Source organism: Sandarakinorhabdus glacialis (assembly GCF_014643455.1).
In the GTDB taxonomy this organism is placed as follows: domain Bacteria; phylum Pseudomonadota; class Alphaproteobacteria; order Sphingomonadales; family Sphingomonadaceae; genus Sandarakinorhabdus; species Sandarakinorhabdus glacialis.
Genome location: NZ_BMJM01000015.1, coordinates 1 through 19,056, shown reverse-complemented (window position 1 = coordinate 19,056; position 19,056 = coordinate 1). Strand labels below are relative to the sequence as shown.

19 protein-coding genes are annotated in these 19,056 nt (G+C 64.8%); 11 read left to right on the top strand and 8 right to left on the bottom strand.

What is annotated here, in order from left to right:
* Positions 1-242: 242 nt before the first annotated feature.
* The 9 genes from IEW98_RS14820 to IEW98_RS14780 all read left to right on the top strand — a co-directional run bounded on the left by IEW98_RS14820 (position 243) and on the right by IEW98_RS14780 (position 11,604).
* Entirely contained in the window at positions 243-1,427 is a 1,185-nt protein-coding gene (locus IEW98_RS14820) for a M23 family metallopeptidase (RefSeq protein ID WP_188764102.1), read from the top strand.
* Between the two features lie 64 nt (positions 1,428-1,491).
* Positions 1,492-1,824 carry a HesB/IscA family protein gene (locus tag IEW98_RS14815; protein WP_188764100.1) on the top strand — a complete coding sequence of 111 codons (333 nt, stop codon included), beginning with the start codon at positions 1,492-1,494 and terminating at the stop codon, positions 1,822-1,824.
* A 57-nt stretch (positions 1,825-1,881) separates the two neighbouring features.
* Positions 1,882-2,652, top strand: coding sequence for an exodeoxyribonuclease III (gene xth / locus IEW98_RS14810; protein ID WP_188764098.1), 771 nt, complete (start codon positions 1,882-1,884; stop codon positions 2,650-2,652).
* A gap of 166 nt (positions 2,653-2,818) precedes the next feature.
* Positions 2,819-4,303, top strand: coding sequence for a trypsin-like serine peptidase (locus IEW98_RS14805; RefSeq protein ID WP_188764096.1), 1,485 nt, complete (start codon positions 2,819-2,821; stop codon positions 4,301-4,303).
* Between the two features lie 5 nt (positions 4,304-4,308).
* Positions 4,309-5,262 carry an MvdC/MvdD family ATP grasp protein gene (locus IEW98_RS14800; RefSeq protein WP_188764093.1) on the top strand — a complete coding sequence of 318 codons (954 nt, stop codon included), beginning with the start codon at positions 4,309-4,311 and terminating at the stop codon, positions 5,260-5,262.
* Between the two features lie 20 nt (positions 5,263-5,282).
* The gene (locus tag IEW98_RS14795; RefSeq protein ID WP_188764091.1) at positions 5,283-7,595 is read left to right on the top strand and encodes a DNA/RNA non-specific endonuclease; all 2,313 of its coding nucleotides are present in this window, start codon (positions 5,283-5,285) and stop codon (positions 7,593-7,595) included.
* 284 nt (positions 7,596-7,879) lie between these two features.
* Entirely contained in the window at positions 7,880-8,704 is an 825-nt protein-coding gene (locus tag IEW98_RS14790) for a hypothetical protein (protein WP_188764089.1), read from the top strand.
* Between the two features lie 121 nt (positions 8,705-8,825).
* Positions 8,826-9,704, top strand: a complete 879-nt coding sequence (locus tag IEW98_RS14785; RefSeq protein WP_188764159.1) for a metallophosphoesterase family protein — start codon at positions 8,826-8,828, stop codon at positions 9,702-9,704.
* A gap of 70 nt (positions 9,705-9,774) precedes the next feature.
* Positions 9,775-11,604 carry an AI-2E family transporter gene (locus IEW98_RS14780; RefSeq protein ID WP_188764087.1) on the top strand — a complete coding sequence of 610 codons (1,830 nt, stop codon included), beginning with the start codon at positions 9,775-9,777 and terminating at the stop codon, positions 11,602-11,604.
* Between the two features lie 54 nt (positions 11,605-11,658).
* Here the strand turns inward: IEW98_RS14780 and IEW98_RS14775 are convergent, their stop codons facing one another.
* The 5 genes from IEW98_RS14775 to IEW98_RS14755 all read right to left on the bottom strand — a co-directional run bounded on the left by IEW98_RS14775 (position 11,659) and on the right by IEW98_RS14755 (position 15,682).
* Positions 11,659-12,591: a copper resistance protein B gene (locus tag IEW98_RS14775; RefSeq protein ID WP_243450804.1), complete on the bottom strand. Its 933-nt coding sequence runs from the start codon at positions 12,589-12,591 to the stop codon at positions 11,659-11,661.
* Positions 12,588-14,306: a copper resistance system multicopper oxidase gene (locus IEW98_RS14770; protein ID WP_188764156.1), complete on the bottom strand. Its 1,719-nt coding sequence runs from the start codon at positions 14,304-14,306 to the stop codon at positions 12,588-12,590. Before IEW98_RS14770 ends, IEW98_RS14775 begins: the two co-directional genes overlap by 4 nt.
* A 65-nt stretch (positions 14,307-14,371) precedes the next feature.
* Positions 14,372-14,959, bottom strand: coding sequence for an RNA polymerase sigma factor (locus IEW98_RS14765; RefSeq protein ID WP_188764085.1), 588 nt, complete (start codon positions 14,957-14,959; stop codon positions 14,372-14,374).
* 7 nt (positions 14,960-14,966) lie between these two features.
* Positions 14,967-15,407 (bottom strand): Spy/CpxP family protein refolding chaperone, encoded by a 441-nt coding sequence (locus IEW98_RS14760; RefSeq protein WP_188764083.1) that lies wholly within the window; start codon positions 15,405-15,407, stop codon positions 14,967-14,969.
* Complete coding sequence (locus IEW98_RS14755) at positions 15,404-15,682, bottom strand: hypothetical protein (RefSeq protein ID WP_188764080.1); 279 nt, start codon at positions 15,680-15,682, stop codon at positions 15,404-15,406. Before IEW98_RS14755 ends, IEW98_RS14760 begins: the two co-directional genes overlap by 4 nt.
* 168 nt (positions 15,683-15,850) lie before the next feature.
* On the opposite strand from IEW98_RS14755, the gene IEW98_RS14750 reads away from it, so the two are divergent.
* Positions 15,851-16,645, top strand: a complete 795-nt coding sequence (locus IEW98_RS14750; protein WP_188764077.1) for a DUF1206 domain-containing protein — start codon at positions 15,851-15,853, stop codon at positions 16,643-16,645.
* A 76-nt stretch (positions 16,646-16,721) separates the two neighbouring features.
* Here IEW98_RS14750 and IEW98_RS16215 read toward each other — a convergent pair whose 3' ends face one another.
* On the bottom strand, positions 16,722-16,985 hold the full coding sequence (locus IEW98_RS16215; RefSeq protein ID WP_207792590.1) for an alpha/beta fold hydrolase: 264 nt from the start codon (positions 16,983-16,985) through the stop codon (positions 16,722-16,724).
* A gap of 45 nt (positions 16,986-17,030) precedes the next feature.
* Positions 17,031-18,011, bottom strand: coding sequence for an alpha/beta fold hydrolase (locus IEW98_RS14745; protein WP_207792589.1), 981 nt, complete (start codon positions 18,009-18,011; stop codon positions 17,031-17,033).
* A gap of 81 nt (positions 18,012-18,092) precedes the next feature.
* On the opposite strand from IEW98_RS14745, the gene IEW98_RS14740 reads away from it, so the two are divergent.
* Complete coding sequence (locus IEW98_RS14740; RefSeq protein WP_188764075.1) at positions 18,093-18,677, top strand: TetR/AcrR family transcriptional regulator; 585 nt, start codon at positions 18,093-18,095, stop codon at positions 18,675-18,677.
* A 125-nt stretch (positions 18,678-18,802) separates the two neighbouring features.
* On the opposite strand, the gene IEW98_RS14735 is transcribed toward IEW98_RS14740, so the two are convergent.
* Positions 18,803-19,056 (bottom strand): PEPxxWA-CTERM sorting domain-containing protein (locus tag IEW98_RS14735; protein WP_188764074.1); only part of this gene is annotated, 254 nt, incomplete at its 5' end.

The window sequence follows — 19,056 nt, the reverse complement described above, 5'->3', positions numbered from 1 at the left end:
GGGGGCATCGTCCGTCGCAGCAGAGTAAGGCGTTGATGTTTGTATCCGAGTCCACCGGCGTAATTCCGGATCGCAGTAACGTTCAAGACAAAGTCATCGGGGGTTTCAAGGCAGTGCCGAAACTGAAACTGGCCTGGCTCGGGCTAGCGCAGGGTATCGCTCGCGCTCTCCCCGCGCATCAATTCACTTGGCACCACGGCAATGGTCAGTCGACCGTCAAAATGGGGACACAAGCGCAAGTCATGGCTATCGGATCCGCAGTAATCGTCGCAGGCTGGCTCGGCATCGCCACCTCGTCGATGCTCTCAGGCAACCAGACCGACGTCGCCCTTGCCGCCAAGCAGGCCGAACTGGCCCGCATGCAGAACCAGCTGCAGGCGATGCGTTCCGAAACCGCCGCGCTGAAAGGCGATGTCGCCGCCCGCGCCCAGGCACTCGAGTCGCGCCAGGCCTTCCTCGCCGCGCTGCTCTCCGACAAACCCGACATGGCAAAGCTCGCTCGCATGTTGCCGCGCAAATCGAGCGGCAGCGAGTACGCCATGCTCAACAGCCTCGTCGCTCCCGTCGTCGCCAAGGTAAAGCGCGGCGCCAAGGCCAAGCTGGTCGCCCCCGTCGCGATCGCCAGCGCCGAGCTCAACGAGCCGTTCAACAAGCTCGAAAGCCAGCAGCTCGCTTTTGTCGACAAGGCCACCGGTGCAGCCGAAGCCAAGTTGCGCGATACCCAGGCTCTTATCCGCCGCCTCGGCCTCGATCCGTCGCGCTTCGTCAAGTCGAGCGACTGGAACGGGAACAGCATCGGCGTCGGCGGTCCCTTCATCCCCGTCACCATGGATGCCGAACCCCGCTTCAAGGACCTGCTGCTCAGCTGGAAGAAGCTCGACACGCTTCAGGCCGCAGTCTCGTCGATCCCGGCATTCATGCCGGTCAAGGACTATCGCTACACCTCGGGCTATGGCGCTCGCTACGATCCGTTCAACGGTCGCGGCGCCATGCACGCCGGCGTCGACATGGCCGGCGCCATGGGCGAACCGATCTACGCCTCCGCCGACGGCGTCGTCCTCCAGGCCGGCCGCAACAACGGCTATGGCAACCTCGTCGAGCTGTCGCACGGCAAGGGCATCGACACCCGCTACGGCCATTTGTCGAAGATTACCGTCACCGCCGGCGATCGCGTCAAGCAGGGCCAGGTCATCGGCCACATGGGCTCGACCGGCCGCTCGACCGGCACCCACCTCCATTTCGAAGTCCGCGTCGATGGCCAGGCCGTCAACCCGCGCCCGTTCCTCGATGCTTCGTCGTTCATGCTCGCAGCTCAGGGCGATGCCGGCCGCAACACGCCGCAGGATTTCGGCCCCATCCTCGAAGACGACGTTGTCACTGCTTCGGCGAATGCGCCGCGCATGACGCCGATCCGTTCGCTCCGCTAGGCGTCGTGCGGGTGTCCCCGGACGCACCGTTGCGTCCCCGCTCCCCGCACCCTACATTGCACCCATGGATATCGCCCCCCGCCTGATGCCCGCTGCCGCCGCCCGCGTCGCGGTGATTGCCGCGCGCCAGGGCAAGCCCGGCCTCAAGCTCCGCCTTGCCGTCGATGGCGGCGGCTGTGCCGGCTTCCAGTACAAGTTCGGCCTTGAAGCCGATGCAGCCCCCGACGACCTCGCCGTCGAAACCGATGGCGTCACCATGTTGATCGATCCTGACACATTGCCCTTCGTCGCCGGCGCCGAAGTCGATTACGTCGAAAAGATTGGCGCTGCCGCGTTCGAGGTTCGCAATCCCAACGCCGCCTCGGGCTGCGGTTGCGGCTCCAGCTTCTCGGTCTGACTGACTAAATAGGCGCCGCCTCTTCCCGCCGGCGCCATCTTCCGGCAAACCACGCCGATGCGCATCGCCACCTACAACATCAACGGCACCAACGCCCGGCTGCCGCGCCTTCTCGAATGGCTGGCGGAATACAAGCCCGACATCGCCTGCCTGCAGGAAATCAAGATCCAGACCGAAAACTTCCCGGTCGAAACCCTGAACGCCGCCGGCTATCATTGCCTCGTCCATGGCCAGAAAGGCTTCAACGGCGTCGCGATCCTCAGCCGCGAACCGGCGACCGAAACCCAGCGCGGCCTGCCCGGCGACGATCTCGACGACCATTCGCGCTATCTCGAGGCCGAAGTCGCCGGTGTCCGCGTTGCCAGCATCTATTTGCCCAATGGCAACCCGCAGCCCGGCCCCAAGTTTGACTACAAACTCGCCTGGTTCGATCGCCTCGCTGTCCATGCTGCGACCCTGTTGGACAGAGCCCAGCCGGTCATCCTTGCCGGCGACTATAATGTCGTGCCCCATGACGACGACATCTGGTCGCCTATCGCCCTCGCCGGCGACGCCCTCATGCAGCCCGAAAGCCGCGCCGCGTATCGCCGGCTCCTGTGGGCGGGCTGGACCGACGCCGTCCGCAGCATCCACCCGAACGGCCGCATCTGGACCTTCTGGGACTATCAGGCGGGGGCCTGGCATCAGGACCACGGCTTTCGCATCGATCACCTGCTGCTGTCGCCCCTCGCTGCCGACCGTCTCGTCGATGCCGGCGTCGACAAGGCTGTCCGCGGCGAGGAAAAAGCCAGCGACCACGCCCCGACCTGGATCACCCTGCGCAGCTAATGCCTGCAGCCAGGCGGCTGTTGCCGCCTGGCAACGACCCGCGATATTCGACGCGTTACCTGCGCATCGCTAGTCCGCATCCCTCGGTCGAACTGTCGTTTCGATCCTATAGATTGCCTAGAATACGCCTATAATTTTCGCACAGGAGCGTTTGGGGAGACGGACCATGTGCGACAAGATCGAGCTGGAAGGTGTCCAAGTACCGGGCGATGGTCGCGGTGTCGCCGATCGACCCAGCGATCCGCTGTTTCCGATCATGCCCAAGGTGCTCGATGCGCTGCGAGCCCGTAACGCCGAACGCGCTGTCCGGGCCGAAGGCGCCCTCAGCGACGCGCCGGACCTGCGCGACGAATATGCCATCATCCTCGAATCGATCTGCGGCGCGGTCGATGATTCGCAGCCGGTCGAGCAATATAACGGCGGCCTTGGCGTCACCCAGCAATTTGTCGCCGACCACCAGCGCGCGGTCGGGCAAATCCAGTGGAATGCCAATCTCGGGGCGATCTTCACCAACCCCGGCAATGTTTCGGATGCGCGCTGGTGTTCGGGAACCTTGATCTCGAACGACCTGCTCCTGACAGCCGGGCACTGCTTCGACCAGACCGGCGGCAATTGGGAGCGGCCGCGCGTCAACGGCACCGCAAACATCATCTCGAGCGAGCAGATCGCCCAGAACATGCACGTCAATTTCAACTTCCAGGTCGATCCGTCGGGCAATATGCGGCCGGTCTCGGTCTTTCCGATCGTGGCGCTTGTCGAATATCGTCTCGGAGGACTCGATTTCGCCGTGCTCCGGCTCGGCGGCAACCCCGGCGCGACTTGGGGACAATCGGCGATCTCGACCACCGACGCCGCCGTCGGCGACATGGTCTGCATCATGGGCCACCCCGCCGGCGTACCCAAGCGAGTCGAGGCCGGGCCGGCGCTCGCCCCATCTGGCAGCCAGATCCGCTACGACGACATCGACACCCAAGGTGGCAATTCGGGGTCGGGCGTGCTGCGCGCCAGCGACGGCCGGCTGGTCGGGGTGCACACCAATGGCGGTTGCGGACCGCAAAGCCCGGCCGATGCCAACTTCAATTTCGGCCAGCGGATCAGCGCGCTGATCGCGGCATCGCCGACGCTGCGGACACTGACACGCCCGGGCGGGACGACGACGGCATTGGCACAGGACGTCGCCGCCACCCTTAAGGGCAACGACGACGTCATCGGCACCAGCCTCGCACGCGACGTCGTAACGCTGCGTGCCAACGATCAGATCGCGACGATCTCGATCCTCGACCGGGGTGGCACCCTCAAGTTCCGCGACGACATCAAAAGTCCGGTGCTGGACAAGAATCCGGCGACCGACATCATCAAGCGCTTCGGTTCCGATGGTCCGCTCGTCCCCGACCCCCGCGGTCCGCTGGTCAATCCGCAGCTCGGCAATCTCCAGCGGCCGTTTGTCCTGTCGACGCCGCACCACAGCATGGCCTGGACCGGCGAGGCGACGGCGACGCCGCAACTGGCGGAATACGAAGCCGCACTGGCGCAGCTCGCCGAAACCATCGTCCAGTACCAGCAGGCGCTGGAATCGCTCGATGCCGACTACCAGCAACTCCTTGCCGAATATGAGCAGGTTGCCGGCAACACCGGCGGCCAACCGGGCTGACGGCGTTGCCCAGTCCCATCCTCGTCATCAGTCACACCCACGACATCCACGCGATCGAGGTGCTCGGTCACCTCGCGCGGCGGGGCGCGGACGCCGTGCTGTTCGACACCGGGCGATTGCCGCGCGAAACCCGGCTGACGATCGCGCACGATCCGCTGCACGACTGGCGCGGCGCGGCGCAGTTCGACGGGCGCACGCTCGACATGGCTGCGATCCGCGCCGTCTGGTGGCGGCGACCGCAGCCTTTCGCGGTGCACGCCGAACTGGGCGGGCCCGCCGACCAGGGGTTCGCCGTCGCCGAGACCCACGCAGCCGTCAGCGGCCTCTGGTCGCTGCTGGACGCCCGCTGGATCAACGATCCCGATGCCGACGACCGTGCCGCGCGCAAGGCCTGGCAGTTGAAACTGGCGCGGCAGACGGGCCTGCGGATCCCACGGACCTGCATGACCAACGACCCCGACGCCGCCCGCGCCTTCATCGCCGCCGAGCCCGGCCGGGTCATCTACAAGGCCTTCTCCGCGACCGAGCAATTGTGGCGCGAGACCCGCGTGCTGAACGCCGACGAGGCGGTCGGGCTCGATGCGGTGCGCTATGCCCCGGTCATATTTCAGGAATTTATCGCCGGCACCTGCGACCTCCGCGTGACCATCGTCGGTAGCCAAGTCTTTGCCGCGTCCATCACCGCCAGTGCCGGCGCCTATGAATATGATTTTCGCGTCTCAATGGGCGATGTCGCGATCGCCGCCCATGACCTGCCGGCGCCGATCGAACGCGCCTTGCTGGCGCTCATGGCGGCGCTCGGGCTGGTCTATGGTGCGATCGATCTGCGCCTGACGCCCGGCGGCGACTATGTATTTCTCGAGATCAACCCGGCCGGGCAATGGCTGTTCGTCGAGCACGTCACCGGCCAGCCGATCGGGGCCGCGATCGCCGACGTCCTAGTCGGCTGGGCAGTCTGAAACATATCGAGGATCGCGCGATGGCGACGAATGACATGGCCCAGGATCTCGACGTGAAGCAGGCGGCGCTCGATGTCGCTATCGGTGCCGCCGAGCGGTGGCAGGCGCGCGCCGGGGTCCGCGAAGATCGGGCGCGCGCGCTGGGCGAGGGCCGTTACCTCGACGCCGACTCGCCCGACCGCGTTGCCGCCCGGATCAACCGGCTGGCGGCGGGCGCGCGCCGGGCCGGCCTGTCGCCAACGATGGCGGCCGAAACCCTGGCGCCAACCGCGATGGGTGATCCACCGGCATCGCCCGCCGCGCCGCCGGTGACACCCCAGGACCTGACCAGCAAATCGGTCATCGACCAGCGCATGATCGTCGAGGAAGCGCTGATCGGCGTCCAGAATTTCCTGTCGATCGAGTTCCTCGAGCGCGGCGTCGTGGCGGCTCGCACCGTCGGCTGCGTCGTCTTTCGGAGCGGTGGCGGGCCGCGCGCGCTCGGCAGCGGCTTCCTCGTTGCGCCCGGCATCCTGCTGACCAACAACCATGTCCTGCCCCGCCCCGACCGGGCCGACGGCTGTTCGATCCAGATGGACTATGTCAACGACTTCGGGCCGGGATTGCTACCGCAGCTTTACCAGCTCGAACCCGATCGCATCTTCGTCACCGACAAGGACTTGGACTATACCTTGGTCGCCGTGGCCGCGGTGTCGGATCGCGGCAAGCCGATTGCCGACTATGGCTGGAATCCGCTCGACGGCGGCTTCGGCAAGATCACCACCCTGCCCGAGGATTTCCTCAACATCGTCCAGCACCCGCTCGGCCGCCGCAAGGAAGTCGTCCTGCGCGACAACCGGATCCTCGACCTCAGGACGAGTGCCACCGAAACGGCGGCGGCGGCAATGACGCCGTTCATCCACTACGAGGCCGACACCGAACACGGCTCGTCGGGGTCACCGGTGTTCAACGACCAATGGGAGGTGGTAGCGCTCCACCACATGGGCGTTCCGCAGACCGACGCGGAGGGCCGCTTTCTCAACAAGGCCGGCGGGGTGTGGGACCGGACGGCCGAACCGCTCGAATCGATCGCGTGGGTCGGCAACGAAGGGATACGCGTTTCCAGCCTCGTCACTGCCTTCACTTCGCTCCAGCTGCAGGGCGAGGCTCGCACCTTGCTGGCGCTGGTCCTCGCCGGTGCCGGCCCGGGCTCCGCCAATGCCGCAGCGACGATCGCGCCCGCCGCTGCGCACCCCGCGGGATCGAATGAGTCGAGCCTGGTCGGGGAAGCCCCGCCAGAAGCTGATGCTCAAGCAACCGGCATCGTGCTGGCCGCGGAAAATATGAGCTTCGAGATACCGCTGCGGGTCACGATCGCCTTCGGCAACGGCCGGGGCATCGGAACCCCGGCACCGGTCGAGCGCAGCCCGGAAGCGACCGAGCCCATGACACCGGCGGCGAGCTTTGCCGGCCGGGATGGCTATCGGCCCGACTTCCTCGGCGTGGCAGTGCCGCTGCCGGTGATCAAGCCGCGCCCGGTATTTGGCACCCCGCTGCCGCTGACGCTGCCGCCGCTGACGGGCAACCCTTGCGAACTTCGCTATGCGCGCTACTCGGTCATCATGAACGCCAGGCGGCGGCTGGCCTATCTGTCGGCGGCGAACGTCGACTTTGCAGCGATCACTGCGCCGCGGTCGAACAGTGACAAATGGGCACGCGACGGCCGCATCCCGGCAGCGATGCAGGTCGGCAACGACTATTATTTAAAGAACGACTACGACAAGGGCCATCTGACCAGGCGCGCCGACGCTGCGTGGGGCGCGACATTGACGGAAGCCGTCGCCGCGAACGCCGACACTTTCCATTACACCAACGCTGCTCCCCAGCATAAATTCTTCAATCAATCCGACGCCTTCACGCACCAGCATCTGAAACTCTGGGGCGATCTCGAAGACTTCATCGCCGCGCAAGGACAGCAGCAGCGGACCCGGCTGACGATCTTCAACGGCCCGATCTTCGCTGGCAACGACAAGCCTTTGAAGGACATCCTGGTCCCCCGCGCCTTTTTCAAGATCGTCGTCTGGCACGACGACGGCGAGGCCGAGGCCGGCGCGGTCGGCTTCGTTCTCGAACAATCCGACCTGATCGCCCGCCTGCCCGAGGAAGCGATCGACGCGGGTGAGTTCAGGCTGCGCCAGCGCCTGATCTCGGCCATCCAAACGACGGTCGATCTCGACTTCGGCGAACTGGCGCGGCTGGATCGACTTGCCGGCGCACCGACCGATCGGCTGCATGAAGTTATCGGCGCCAGTGGTGACCGACCCATCGAGGCGCTTACCGACATTATCTGCTAGCTTCATGCCGCTTCGGCACGGCGACTTCCGCTCTCGCTGATCCCGCCCGAAACCATCCTGGACCGGTCGACGCAGGATCCGCTGTGAAGGCCATGCGCAGTCTTCTCGGGGCAGCGCTCCAGTTTCGTGTTTTCGTTCCGACAATTAGCCGCGCCAGCTCCATGTCATTATGGTTGCGCACTTATTTCCGTGAAAAAGAAGCAATCGTCGAGGGTCCATCGTGATGAACCTATGTCGTGCAGGCGAGTTGAGACGAGGCGGAATAGCCACGTCAGGAGATTCACATGAGCGATAACGACAAGAGCGCGTTCGGTTTCGACGATCCCAATCGTGGTCCGCTCGACCGTGCCGCGAATGCCCTTGGCGGGCATGACGATCCCAATCGCGGTCCGCTCGACCGTGCCGCCAATGCCCTTGGCGGGCATGATGATCCCAATCGCGGTCCGCTCGACCGTGCCGCCAAGGCCCTTGGCGGGCATGACGATCCCAATCGCGGTCCGCTCGATCGTGCCGCCAATGCCTTGACCGGCGGTACGGGCGGCGTCTCGGCGGCGGTTGGCAACGGCTCCGAACAGGCGTCCCGCAGCGCCGGCGTCATCTCTGCCGTATTCGACAGCAATGCCGAGGCGGAACGGGCCGTTGCAGAGCTTCGTGAAATGGGCGTCGACAATGGCGCCCTGTCGCTCATCGCACAGTCCAAGGGGACGATGACGACGCGCGAAGGCGGCGGCGAGATCACCGATGAAGAGCATTCGAACCTGCTCCGCGGCATCCTCGGCGGCGGCGCTCTCGGCGCCGGCCTCGGCATCGCCGCGCTTGCCATCCCCGGTGTCGGTCCGCTCGCGGCTCTTGGCGCGATCGCCGCATCGGCTGTCCCCGAAGCCATGGCGCTCGGTGCAGTCGTCGGCGCCGCTGCCGGCACATTCAACGAAGCGCTGAAGAAGCACGGCGTCAGCGATGACGATTCGGCCTATTACGGCGACCGGCTCAAGAGCGGCGGCGTCCTGGTGACAGTGAACGACACTGGCATCGATCGCCAGCTTGCCCAGGACGTTCTCTACAGGAACGGCGGTCACTCGGCTTCGCACGCGCGCACTTCGACGATGTAGCGTGCGCTTCTCGGACATTGGTTGGAACGATATCAGCGTCCGGACACCTGCATGCCCCGCTTATTCGGGCGGGGCATGCCTGTTCTCGCGGCGTCCAAACGTCGAGGATGCTGGAAGCGCAATGACACGAATTGCCCATCTCTCCGACCTCCATTTCGGCGCGAACGACGCGAAGATCGTTGCCGCTACCGAGGCATGGCTCCAGAAACGCCGGCCGGATCTCGTGATCATCAGCGGTGATTTCACGCAGCGCGCCCGCATTTCCCAGTTTCGCGAAGCTTCGGCCTACATCAACCGTCTGCAGTCGGCCGGCCTCAAGGTCCTGGCCATCCCGGGCAATCACGACGTACCATTATACGACGTCGTTCGCCGGTTCGCAGCGCCGCTCGATCGCTACAAGCGCTTCATCACCAACGACCTCACCCCCTGGTTCGAGGATGACGACGTCGCCGTGCTGGGCATCAACACCGCGCGTTCGCTGACCATCAAGGACGGCCGGATCAATCATCGGCAGATCGACCTGATGCAGGAGCGGTTCGGCGCCGTGTCCGACCAGAAAACCCGCATCCTCGTCACTCACCATCCGCTTTTCGCCATGCCGATCGGAACGGGGGCCGAACTCTCGGAAGCCGTCGGGCGTCACGAGGATGCCGTGGCCGGCGCGTGCAAGGCCGGCGTGCATATCGCCCTGGCCGGCCACTTCCACCGTACTTATGCAAGGTCTGCAAGCGACATGGCCGAGAACGTCGGGACGGCGCTTGTCATCCAGGCCGGTACGGCAACATCGACGCGGCTGCGCAACGACGAGCCGCAAAGTTTCAACTGGCTGCACGTCGAGCGCCGGGACCGCATTTCGCTCCAGGTCATCGCGTGGAACGGTGCCAGCTTCGGCGACCGTGCCGAAGCCGTTTTCGCTTTCAATGGCAAGATCTGGCGCACCGGAGACACGCCTGAAGTCGAGCGCTTGAAAACCAGGCACATCGGCGCCCACCCAGGTTGATCCCACAGCCAGCCACACGCCACTATCGCGCCGCTCGCGCGTTACGCCTTGGTATCGAACGGGGGGTCGTGTGCCAAACATAGTCGGCGGCAAGCTGGACATGACAAGATCGGCGGCGGTTCGTCCTGTCGGTCGTCGGCGAGGAGCACCGTCGGGGCTCGATGCGCTGGTGCCCTGGCTGATTGCCGCACTTGCCACGACAGCGCTGTATTTCGGCAAGTCCGTCCTCATCCCGATCATCCTGGCCGGGCTGGTATCGTTCCTGCTTGCACCGGTCGCAGGACTTTTCCGGCGTATCGGCCTGCCGCGGGGCCTTGCGGTCTTATGTGCTGTCCTGCTCGCGCTTGCCAGCTTCGGTGCGGTGACGGCCGTCGTTGTCGGCCAAGCGGCAACGCTGGGCAAGGACGCTCCAGTGTACGTCCAGCGCGTCGGCGACAAAGTCCAGGATGTTCGATCCGAACTGACCCGGCGCTTCGACTTTCTGCTCAACGAAAGCGCCGCCAAACGAGCCACGACGTCACGCAGTCGCCGCAATGGCCTGCCGCCGCCGACTGCCAGCGGCGCTTTGCCGGTAGAGATTCAGGCCCCGCCACTGACCGCAACCGAAGAGCTGAAGACGTTCGTGCTTCCGGCCCTTGCACCACTCGAGACGACCCTGATCGTGCTGATCGTGACCATTTTCATCCTGCTGCAAAAGGAGGATTTGCGCGACCGCATGATCCGCCTCATGGGCACCACCGACCTGCACCGCACGACCGTCGCGCTCGATGACGGTGCCAAGCGTCTCAGCCGGTATTTCCTGTCACAATTTGCCATCAACAGTGCCTTCGGGGCCATCGTCTGGGGCGGGCTGTACATGCTCGACGTGCCAGCACCCGGCTTATGGGGCATCCTGGCAGGCCTTTTGCGCTTCGTGCCCTATGTCGGCAGCATCATCGCGGCAATCGGTCCGCTCGCACTCGCTGCCGCCGTCGATCCGGGCTGGGACCTGGTCATCTATGTCGCGCTGCTGTTCCTGATACTCGAACCGTTCACTGGTTATGTCGTCGAGCCGCTCCTGTACGGCCATTCGACCGGGCTCTCGCCCGTTTCGGTGGTCGTTGCAGCGCTGTTCTGGACGTGGATCTGGGGCCCGGTGGGACTGGTACTCTCGATGCCCCTGACACTGACACTGGTCGTACTCGGTCACCACATTCCCGCCTTTGCGGTATTCGATATTCTTCTTGGCAATCGACCGGCGCTTTCGCCTGCCGAGACTTTTTACCAGCGCGTACTCGCCAATCACCCGGACGAGGCGGTTGATCACGCCAATGTCTTGCTCCAGACCACGACGCTTGCGACTTATTATGATGATGTCGTGCTTGGCGCTCTTCGCATGGCAGCAGCCGATGTCGACCGCGGGGCGGTCGAACGGTCGGCGTTGCACGCGGTCTGCGAAGCAACGCTGGAGGTTCTCGCATCGCTTGAAGATCGTGAAACCGTTTCGGCGTATCTGCCGGCTCTCGATGACACGACCAACTGCACCGATATCGTCTGCATGCCAGGACGCGGACCGCTCGACGTGGTGGTGAGCAAGATGGTTGTGCAATTGCTTCGCGATGCCGGACACAGTGTTTCCGAACAGTCGCGTGATCGCCTGCCGGGCCGCGATACGTCGACGCTGGAATTGGGATCGACCAGGATCCTGTGTCTTCTTGGACTGTTCGACCAGCGCGCCACGACACGCATCCAGCCGATCACCCAGCGAATGCAGCAACAATTCCCAGGCATCATGGTGCTGCTTGGTGTCCGGCGCGGCGATGAAGACGGCGCGTCGGATATCGGTGAGCCGGCGGCTTTCCAGTCGCTTGCCGAACTATGCGCAAGCGTTTCCGAACCCGCCGGCACCGCACCTGTCTAGACTGGCATCCTGATTGCCGACCAGCGACAACGAAAGCGGTGCCGTTCGATCCGGTCAGAACCAGAAGCGAATGCCGGCGACAAGGCTGAAGCTGCTTGGCTCCTTGCCCACCGCGCGTGCGTACCGTGCCGTATCCCCAATGTCGCTCGCCCACTCGATGCCGATATAAGGTGCAAATTCGCGTTCGATTTCATAGCGCAGCCGCAGCCCGACCTCGACACTGCTCAAACCGGCACCGACACCGATCTCGGGGATGTCCTGCGCCGCGACGTCGATTTCGGCGCGAGGCTGGAGCACCAGGCGTTGCGTAATGCGCTGGTCGTAAAATCCCTCGATACGTCCAAGCAATTCACCTTTGGTCGACAGGAACAGCGCGCCGCCGGCCTTGAACCAATAGGGCGCAAGTCCCTCGATGCCCAGCACGGCAAAGGCGCGTTGCGGATCGGGACGGATATCGTAGCGAACGCCGGCCTGCAGGTTCCACCAGGGGTCAATGGCACGCGAGTACAGCGCCTGGACCTCGGCATTCTCGACCGAGCCGCGAACGTCGCCCTCGCCTTCGGATTTGAGGACGAAGCGATGAATGTCACCGCCGAACCAACCTTCGCCTTCCCAGCGATAACCGTCGGTCCCGCTTCGCGCCTGATATTCAGCAAGATTGAACAGGATCATCGAACCCTGAAAACCGCCATGTTCGCGGCGCAGACTGGCGCGCGATGCTGTCAGTGCCGCGGCGCCCCAGACCGCATCGGCGGCATGATCAATCGGCGGCGCGGGCGCCGGTGCCGTGCCGACCTCCTCGCCGGCCGGGCCAGCCGCGGGCTTCGCACCCATATCATGGCCGGCGTGGGGGTCGGCAACGGGCGTTTCCGGTGCCGGCTTCGCACCCATGTCGTGGCCGGCGTGCGGGTCGGCGGCGGCCGGCTGCTGCGCATTGATCGGCGCCGCGAACCCAATCGCGGCGATCGCAATCGCCAGGCGCTTCACGCCGCGTCCTCGTCCGCACGCACCGTAACCACCCGAAACATCCCGGCGTGCATGTGGAGCATCATGTGACAATGAAAGGCCCAGTCGCCGAGCGCATCGGCGGTCAGGTCGAACGCCACCTTGCCCCCGGGCAGCACGTTCACCGTGTGCTTGACCGGGCGATGCCCCTTTTCCCCCATCACCACCTCAAAAAAGTGGCCGTGGAGGTGGATCGGATGCGGCATCATCGTGTCGTTGATCAGATTGACCCGCACCCGCTCGTTGTGGCGAAACGCCAGCGGCTCCGCGCCTTCGCTGAACTTCACGCCGTCGAACGACCACATGTAGCGCTCCATGTTGGCCGTCAGGTGAATGTCGATCTCGCGCGAAGGGTTGCGCGGGTCGGGGTTGGGGTCGAGCGAGCGCAACTGGCTATAGGTCAGCACCCGGTGCGGCACGTCTTCGAGACCGGTCGGTCGTTCGGCTGTGCGATCCATCGGCATTGCCGCAAGGGTCGCGACACCGGGGCCCATCCTGACCTGCGGCGCCACCGACGGATCGGGCATCTTCATCGACCCCATATCGTGGCTCATGCCGGCCATGTCGTGGCCCGCCATCTCCATCCCCATGTCCTTCATCGTCAGCAGCGGGCGTGGCCGCCGCTCCGGAACCGGCGCAACCATTCCCAGCCGCGGCGCCAGCGTGGCGCGGACCATCCCCGACCGGTCGATGGATTCGGCGATGAAGCCATAGGCACGGTCCTCCGCCGGGCGGACGATGACGTCATAGGTCTCGGCGACGCCGATCTGGAACTCGTCGGTTTCGACAGGCCGCACCAGATTGCCGTCGGCGGCGACAATGGTCATCGCCAGGCCGGGCAGGCGGACGTTGAAATTGGTCATCGCGGCGGCGTTGACGATGCGCAGCCGCACCCGTTCACCCGGCGCAAACAACCCGGTCCAGTTCTCATCTGGACCATGACCATTGACGAGATAGGTGTAGATCGCGCCCGTGACGTCCGAAATGTCGGTCGGGTCCATGCGCATCTTGCCCCACATCCGCCGCTCGGCGGCCGACTGGTCCTTGCCGGTGAGCAGGCCGCCAAGCGTCTGCTTCTGGAAGTTGAAGTTGCCGCCGTTTTGCTTGAGCTTCTTCAGGATCGCGTGCGGGTGCATCGCACTCCAGTCGCTGAGCACCAGCACATGCTCGCGGTCGAAACCGACGCGATCGATGCCGGCCGGATCGATGACCATGGAGCCGAAATGCCCCATCGCCTCCTGCAGCCCCGAATGACTGTGATACCAATAGGTGCCGGACTGGCGGATCGGGAACTCATAGACAAAGGTCTCGCCAGGCTTGATCCCCGGAAAGCTGACGCCCGGCACGCCGTCATACTGGAACGGCAACAACAGCCCGTGCCAATGGATCGAGCTGTCCTCGGCGAGCGTGTTGGTAACCGAGATCCGGACATCCTGACCTTCCTTGAGCCGGATCAACGGCCCCGGCACCGTGCCGTTGACGGCGATCGCATGGCTCGTCCGGCCCCCGACGCGCAACGGCGCATGGCCGATACTCAACTTGATGTCGTTGCCCGTCAGCACGTCGATGGCGGAACCGAGCCCGTGCGTGCCGCTGCGCGCCCAAGCCGGCATCGCCGGCATCGCCGGAATCGCCAGGGCCCCTCCGAACATCGATGCAGTGCGCAGAAAATTACGGCGGTCGGTCAACGGCGTCATCATCGTCCTTGATGCCATGGCGGCGTCTCTGGCAATACGCGAGCCGCGCGTCTGGCCCTCATGGTTCAAGCCTGCGACTTTGTCGCACCCTGAGCGGCGAGCGAAGTCGCCAGCGCATTGCGCGCCCGGTAGATGCGCACCTCGACTGCCTTTTCACTGATGCCGAGCACGGCCGCGGCTTCCGCCTGCGACAGGCCATCGACGGCGGTCAGGATCAACGGCTCCTTCAGCCCCACCGGCAGCTGGGCCAGAGCCTGGACCGTGCGGCGCAGGGCGCGCGTGTCGTCGATTGCCGTCTCACCCGATGCCGCGTCGGCAGCGACCTTGTCGGCCGCCGACAGTGGCAGGGCAAAACCGAAGAACTGGCGGACCTTGCGGCGGCGGCCCCAATCCCGGCACTTGTTGAGCGCGATGCGATTGATCCAATGGCGGAACGACCGGCTGCCGTCATAACGACCGATGGCGGCAAAGGCGGCGACAAAGGTTTCCTGGACGACGTCGAGCGCTTCATCGCTATCGCCGACATGGCTGCGGACGAGCCGATAGACTGGATCGCGATAGCGTCGCAGCAACTCGCCATAAGATTGCTGGTGCCCGCCAATCGCCAGGCGCGCCAGCTCGCTGTCCGCAATTTCGCCGAGCCCCGGGCTCAACGCCGGGTCATTCGGCCGGCGCTGTCAAAGCCCTGACTGCTGCGGCATCGAACTTGCGCGCCTGATCGGGCGTGAGCACTTCGCGCATCCTGAAAACATGCTCGAGCGTCTCCTTCTGCAGCGTCCCCATGACCATGTGCGAGCGATCGACGGCCGCGGCGACGCCCGGGCCATAGCCATGCTCCGCCGTGATCGCGGCCGCAAGGCTGACGTTGTCGGCACGCATTGCCTGTTCGAGCGTGCGCTTGCGCGATGCGAATTGCTGTTCCAGCAGTTCGATGCGCTGCCGCTGGACCGCCGTCAGGTTCAACTTGTCGTGCAGCAGGGCATGCAATTCGGTCTCAGGCGGCGACAATTGCGTGACCAGCGCGCGCCCGATGACGACGCCGCCGAGCGCCGCGACGAATGCAACGAGCGCAACCACGACGAAGCGTCCGAAATTGCTCATCCCGAATTTGCCAGCAACGTCGATGGCGCAAGGCTCGCATCCCCCAGAAAACCTGCTGCCGTCCCTGCCGGCGTGACGCCTGCGGGCAGCATTGCCCCTCCGATCCCGATCCCGAGCGCCAACATGGCGGCAAGACCAAGCGCCGGGGCCGACGTCACGGCCGCGGCGCGGCGTTCCGCATCGATGCCCATCATCACATCGCCTTCCATGGTCGAAGTGCGCGCCGGCACGGACATGGTCCGCAATTGCGCCAGTGCCCGGTCAAGGTCGTCCATCGTGGTTCCTCCCAAATCAACCGTCAATACGCACGCTTTCGCGGCAACCCTCAACAGATCCATGAGGTCATTGCGCGACCCGCTTGTCCGGCGTCAAATCACCGGGAAACCCGAACCCGGAACATTGCCGGGGGCGTGACGTTCATCCGGAGGCAAGGGAGATGACACATGAATGGTGCCAGCCGGATGGAGACTGCAACACGGGCCGGGTTCGCCGCCCGTGGCCTCATGTACTTGCTGGTCGCGTTTCTGGCGCTCAGGTCCGGGCGAACCGAGGATGGCGCGGGCGCGCTGAAATTGCTCGATTCGGACGTCGGTCGGGCGGTGCTCGCAGTGATGGCGCTGGGGTTCCTCGCCTATGGCGTGTGGCGGCTGGCCGAGGCCGCGATCGACAGCGAAGGCCATGGCAGCAATGCCAAGGGATTGGCCGTGCGCGCAGGCGGCGCGGTGAGCGGGCTCATCCACTTGGGGCTGGGCGTCTATGCGGCGAAGCTGGCGGCGGGGCGGCCGGCCGAAAGCGGCGGTGCCGAGGGCGGCGCCGCAACGGCGCTGAGCCTGCCGGGCGGCGAGGGATTGCTGATGGTCGCCGCGGCGGCATTGCTGGCAACGGCGGTGGTCAATCTCTTGAAGGCGGTGAAAGGCGGCTTTCTCAAGCATCTTGACGCGCAGGCAGCAGGGCAGGCGTGGGTGAAATGGGTCGGGCGCGGTGGCTATGCGGCGCGCGGCGTGGTCTTCGCGATCATGGCGCTGTTCTTCTGGCGTGCGGCCCAGGCGGCGAGCGCAGCGCAGGCGGGCGGCATCGACGAGGCGCTGGACTGGCTGACGGGGTGGCCGCGGCTGCTGGTGGCGGCGGGGCTGGGACTCTTCGGAGTGTTCAGCCTGGTCGAAGCGCGGTACCGGCGGATCAATGACCCGCAGGTGTTGGCAAGGCTGCAGGGGGCAGGACGGCGCCTGGTATCGTAGAGCGCCTTCAGGACCTTGCTTCGAGTTCGAGAAAGTCTCGAACCGCCGGCCTTCCCTGTGCTTCTCGCTCACTGGTTTAACGGGAACCCACCTGTTTGGCGAAGGCCAGGAGCAACTCGGCCAGCCGAGCCGGCTGCTCCTGTTGGATCCAGGGGCCGGCGCCGTCGATGAGTTTGATATCGCGCAGTCGCGTTGTCGCTATCGTCCTCATCAAATCGAGCGCTCCCGGTGACACATAGGTCGCCCAATCGCTCTTGCCGCCAATGAACAGCGACGGGACGTCGATCGTCCGGCCCGAAAACAGTCGCAACCCGGCATTCAGGCCAGGATCGCTATGCACGCGGTAGGTCTGCAGCCCGCCCTGAAATCCGGTGCGACCATATTCCTAAGTATAAACAGCAAGTTCGGATTCGGTGAGCCATCGGCAACCCATGACGTCCGCAGCTGACGGTTCGAACGGGGCGACGTTCTCTGGCAGCGTTTTGCCGCGTTCCATGATGTAGTAGTTTGGCAATTGCGCGAACGCCTCGGCAGTCGGCGCTTGCAGGGGATGTGGCCTGTTGCCCGACCAGTCTGCACTCTCGACGTGGAAGAATGTCCGCAAAAACCTGTGCAGGCCTTGAGGTGGGTGGGACAGCTCATGGTTTGCCTCCGGCAGACTCAGATACTGCTGGTAGATCATCCTGGCCGGACTGAGCGCCGCCAGCGCCGCGGCCAGCTTGTGACCATCGGTGTTCGGCTGGACCGAAGATGCGCCGGTCTTGGCAGTATCGAACGAAAATGACGGGACGCCAGGAAACGGCGCACTCATCAACACCACGGAGGGAAAGACATCAGGCCGGGCCACCGCACAATAGGCCGCGACAGGTGAGCCGAAGTCATGCCCGACCAGCATCGCCGTCCGCCGATACCCAAGGGCCGACACCAGGGCGAGCGCGTCGCGCGTCATGTTCAGCAGACCAAAAGGCTCGAGCGGAGCATCATAGTCGTCCACCCAGCCGGTCGTGCGACCGAAACCCCGCTGGTCGGGCGCCACGACATGATAGCCGGCGTCGGCCAGAATGGGCATCACGTGACGCCAGCCATAGGCCAGATCCGGAAACCCATGCAGCAGCAGCGCAAGTGGCCGACCGGAGCGTTGGAACCCGGCTTCGAGAATGTGGACGTCGAGGCCATTTATCCCGCGGATCATGCGCGAGCGAACCTCCGCCGGCAGCGTGCCGATGCCATAGGGCGATACGGCCGAGGCAGGCCTGTCCTTCGCACTGGCAAGCGCCGGACGGGACGAGGCAGCAAGCAAGCCGGCCGCCCCTATCGTCAGGACTGAGCGCCGGGATGGCGATGGCGCAATCGAAAAGCCCGGCATCGTCTCATCCCCTTATATGGCGATCACCATAGTAGGGCGACCGCCATAGGCATGTCAAGCGGGACGTGTTAGTGAAGCAACATGCGCAAGACAGACGCCCGCGACCGAGCCATTGCCACCGCCACGCGATTGTTTCGCGGCCAGGGTTATACGGCGACCGGACTGACCCAGATCCTTGCCGAAAGTGGCGCGCCCAAGGGGTCGTTCTACTTTCATTTCCCGCGCGGCAAGGCGCAGCTCGCCGAAGAAGCGATCGACCAGTATGTTGCCGCCAGAATGGCCGTGCAGGCGGCAATTTCAGCAGATACGACCGGTGACGCCCTGATCTTCGTTCGCCGGCTCTTCGACACCTTCGCGGCAGAGATGGTCGCATCCGACTTCCAGTACGGATGCCTCATGCAGAACCTGGCAAATGAGCTGCCCGCGCTCGATGCCGAGCTGACCGCACGAGTAGCGCGCGGGTTCGTCGATTCAACCGAGATGATCGCAGCGCACTTCAGGGGCTGCGGGTTCGACACGGCGCGTGCGGCCGCTACTGCGGCTGCCTTGGTGGCCGCCCTCGAAGGCGCAAGAACGATTGCTCGGCTGGAACGTACGCCGGCTGTCTTTCTGGCACTGGCGGACGTAAGTGCGGAGCGGTGGACTTCGCGCGTGATCGAGGCCTGACCAAGCGTTCGGTCGAGGCGTCGAGGCGTGGCGGCGGCGGCGTGGCCAGCACTATGAGCAATGTGCGAAAACGCCGCCGAGGTTTTGGTCACGGCGGCGCAATTCTCCGAAAAGGATTCGCGGCGTCAGGCGGTAACAGCGAGCGCCTTGCGACGACGGGCGGCGGCGCCGACGAGACCAAAACCGACAATCATCATGCCCCATGTCGCAGGCTCAGGAACGCCGCCAACTGCATCGCCGACAAAGTTGTCGAGACTAAAGTGGCTCCCGGTAGCGTAATTACTCACCCCCTTGCCAAACCGGGCTGTCCGTGATTCATCCTTTCCATGAATCGCGAGGATCTTGAGGGGCTTACGAAACCTGAGTTGATTGATCTGGT

What these genes read in the sequence shown, in the direction of transcription:
- IEW98_RS14820 (WP_188764102.1), top strand. Translation starts at nt 243, where the DNA reads ATGGCTATCGGATCCGCAGTAATCGTCGCAGGCTGGCTCGGCATCGCC.
- IEW98_RS14815 (WP_188764100.1), top strand. Translation starts at nt 1,492, where the DNA reads ATGGATATCGCCCCCCGCCTGATGCCCGCTGCCGCCGCCCGCGTCGCG.
- xth (WP_188764098.1), top strand. Translation starts at nt 1,882, where the DNA reads ATGCGCATCGCCACCTACAACATCAACGGCACCAACGCCCGGCTGCCG.
- IEW98_RS14805 (WP_188764096.1), top strand. Translation starts at nt 2,819, where the DNA reads ATGTGCGACAAGATCGAGCTGGAAGGTGTCCAAGTACCGGGCGATGGT.
- IEW98_RS14795 (WP_188764091.1), top strand. Translation starts at nt 5,283, where the DNA reads ATGGCGACGAATGACATGGCCCAGGATCTCGACGTGAAGCAGGCGGCG.
- IEW98_RS14790 (WP_188764089.1), top strand. Translation starts at nt 7,880, where the DNA reads ATGAGCGATAACGACAAGAGCGCGTTCGGTTTCGACGATCCCAATCGT.
- IEW98_RS14785 (WP_188764159.1), top strand. Translation starts at nt 8,826, where the DNA reads ATGACACGAATTGCCCATCTCTCCGACCTCCATTTCGGCGCGAACGAC.
- IEW98_RS14770 (WP_188764156.1), bottom strand. Translation starts at nt 14,306, where the DNA reads ATGACGCCGTTGACCGACCGCCGTAATTTTCTGCGCACTGCATCGATG.
- IEW98_RS14760 (WP_188764083.1), bottom strand. Translation starts at nt 15,407, where the DNA reads ATGAGCAATTTCGGACGCTTCGTCGTGGTTGCGCTCGTTGCATTCGTC.
- IEW98_RS14755 (WP_188764080.1), bottom strand. Translation starts at nt 15,682, where the DNA reads ATGGACGACCTTGACCGGGCACTGGCGCAATTGCGGACCATGTCCGTG.
- IEW98_RS14750 (WP_188764077.1), top strand. Translation starts at nt 15,851, where the DNA reads ATGAATGGTGCCAGCCGGATGGAGACTGCAACACGGGCCGGGTTCGCC.
- IEW98_RS14745 (WP_207792589.1), bottom strand. Translation starts at nt 18,011, where the DNA reads ATGCCGGGCTTTTCGATTGCGCCATCGCCATCCCGGCGCTCAGTCCTG.
- IEW98_RS14740 (WP_188764075.1), top strand. Translation starts at nt 18,093, where the DNA reads ATGCGCAAGACAGACGCCCGCGACCGAGCCATTGCCACCGCCACGCGA.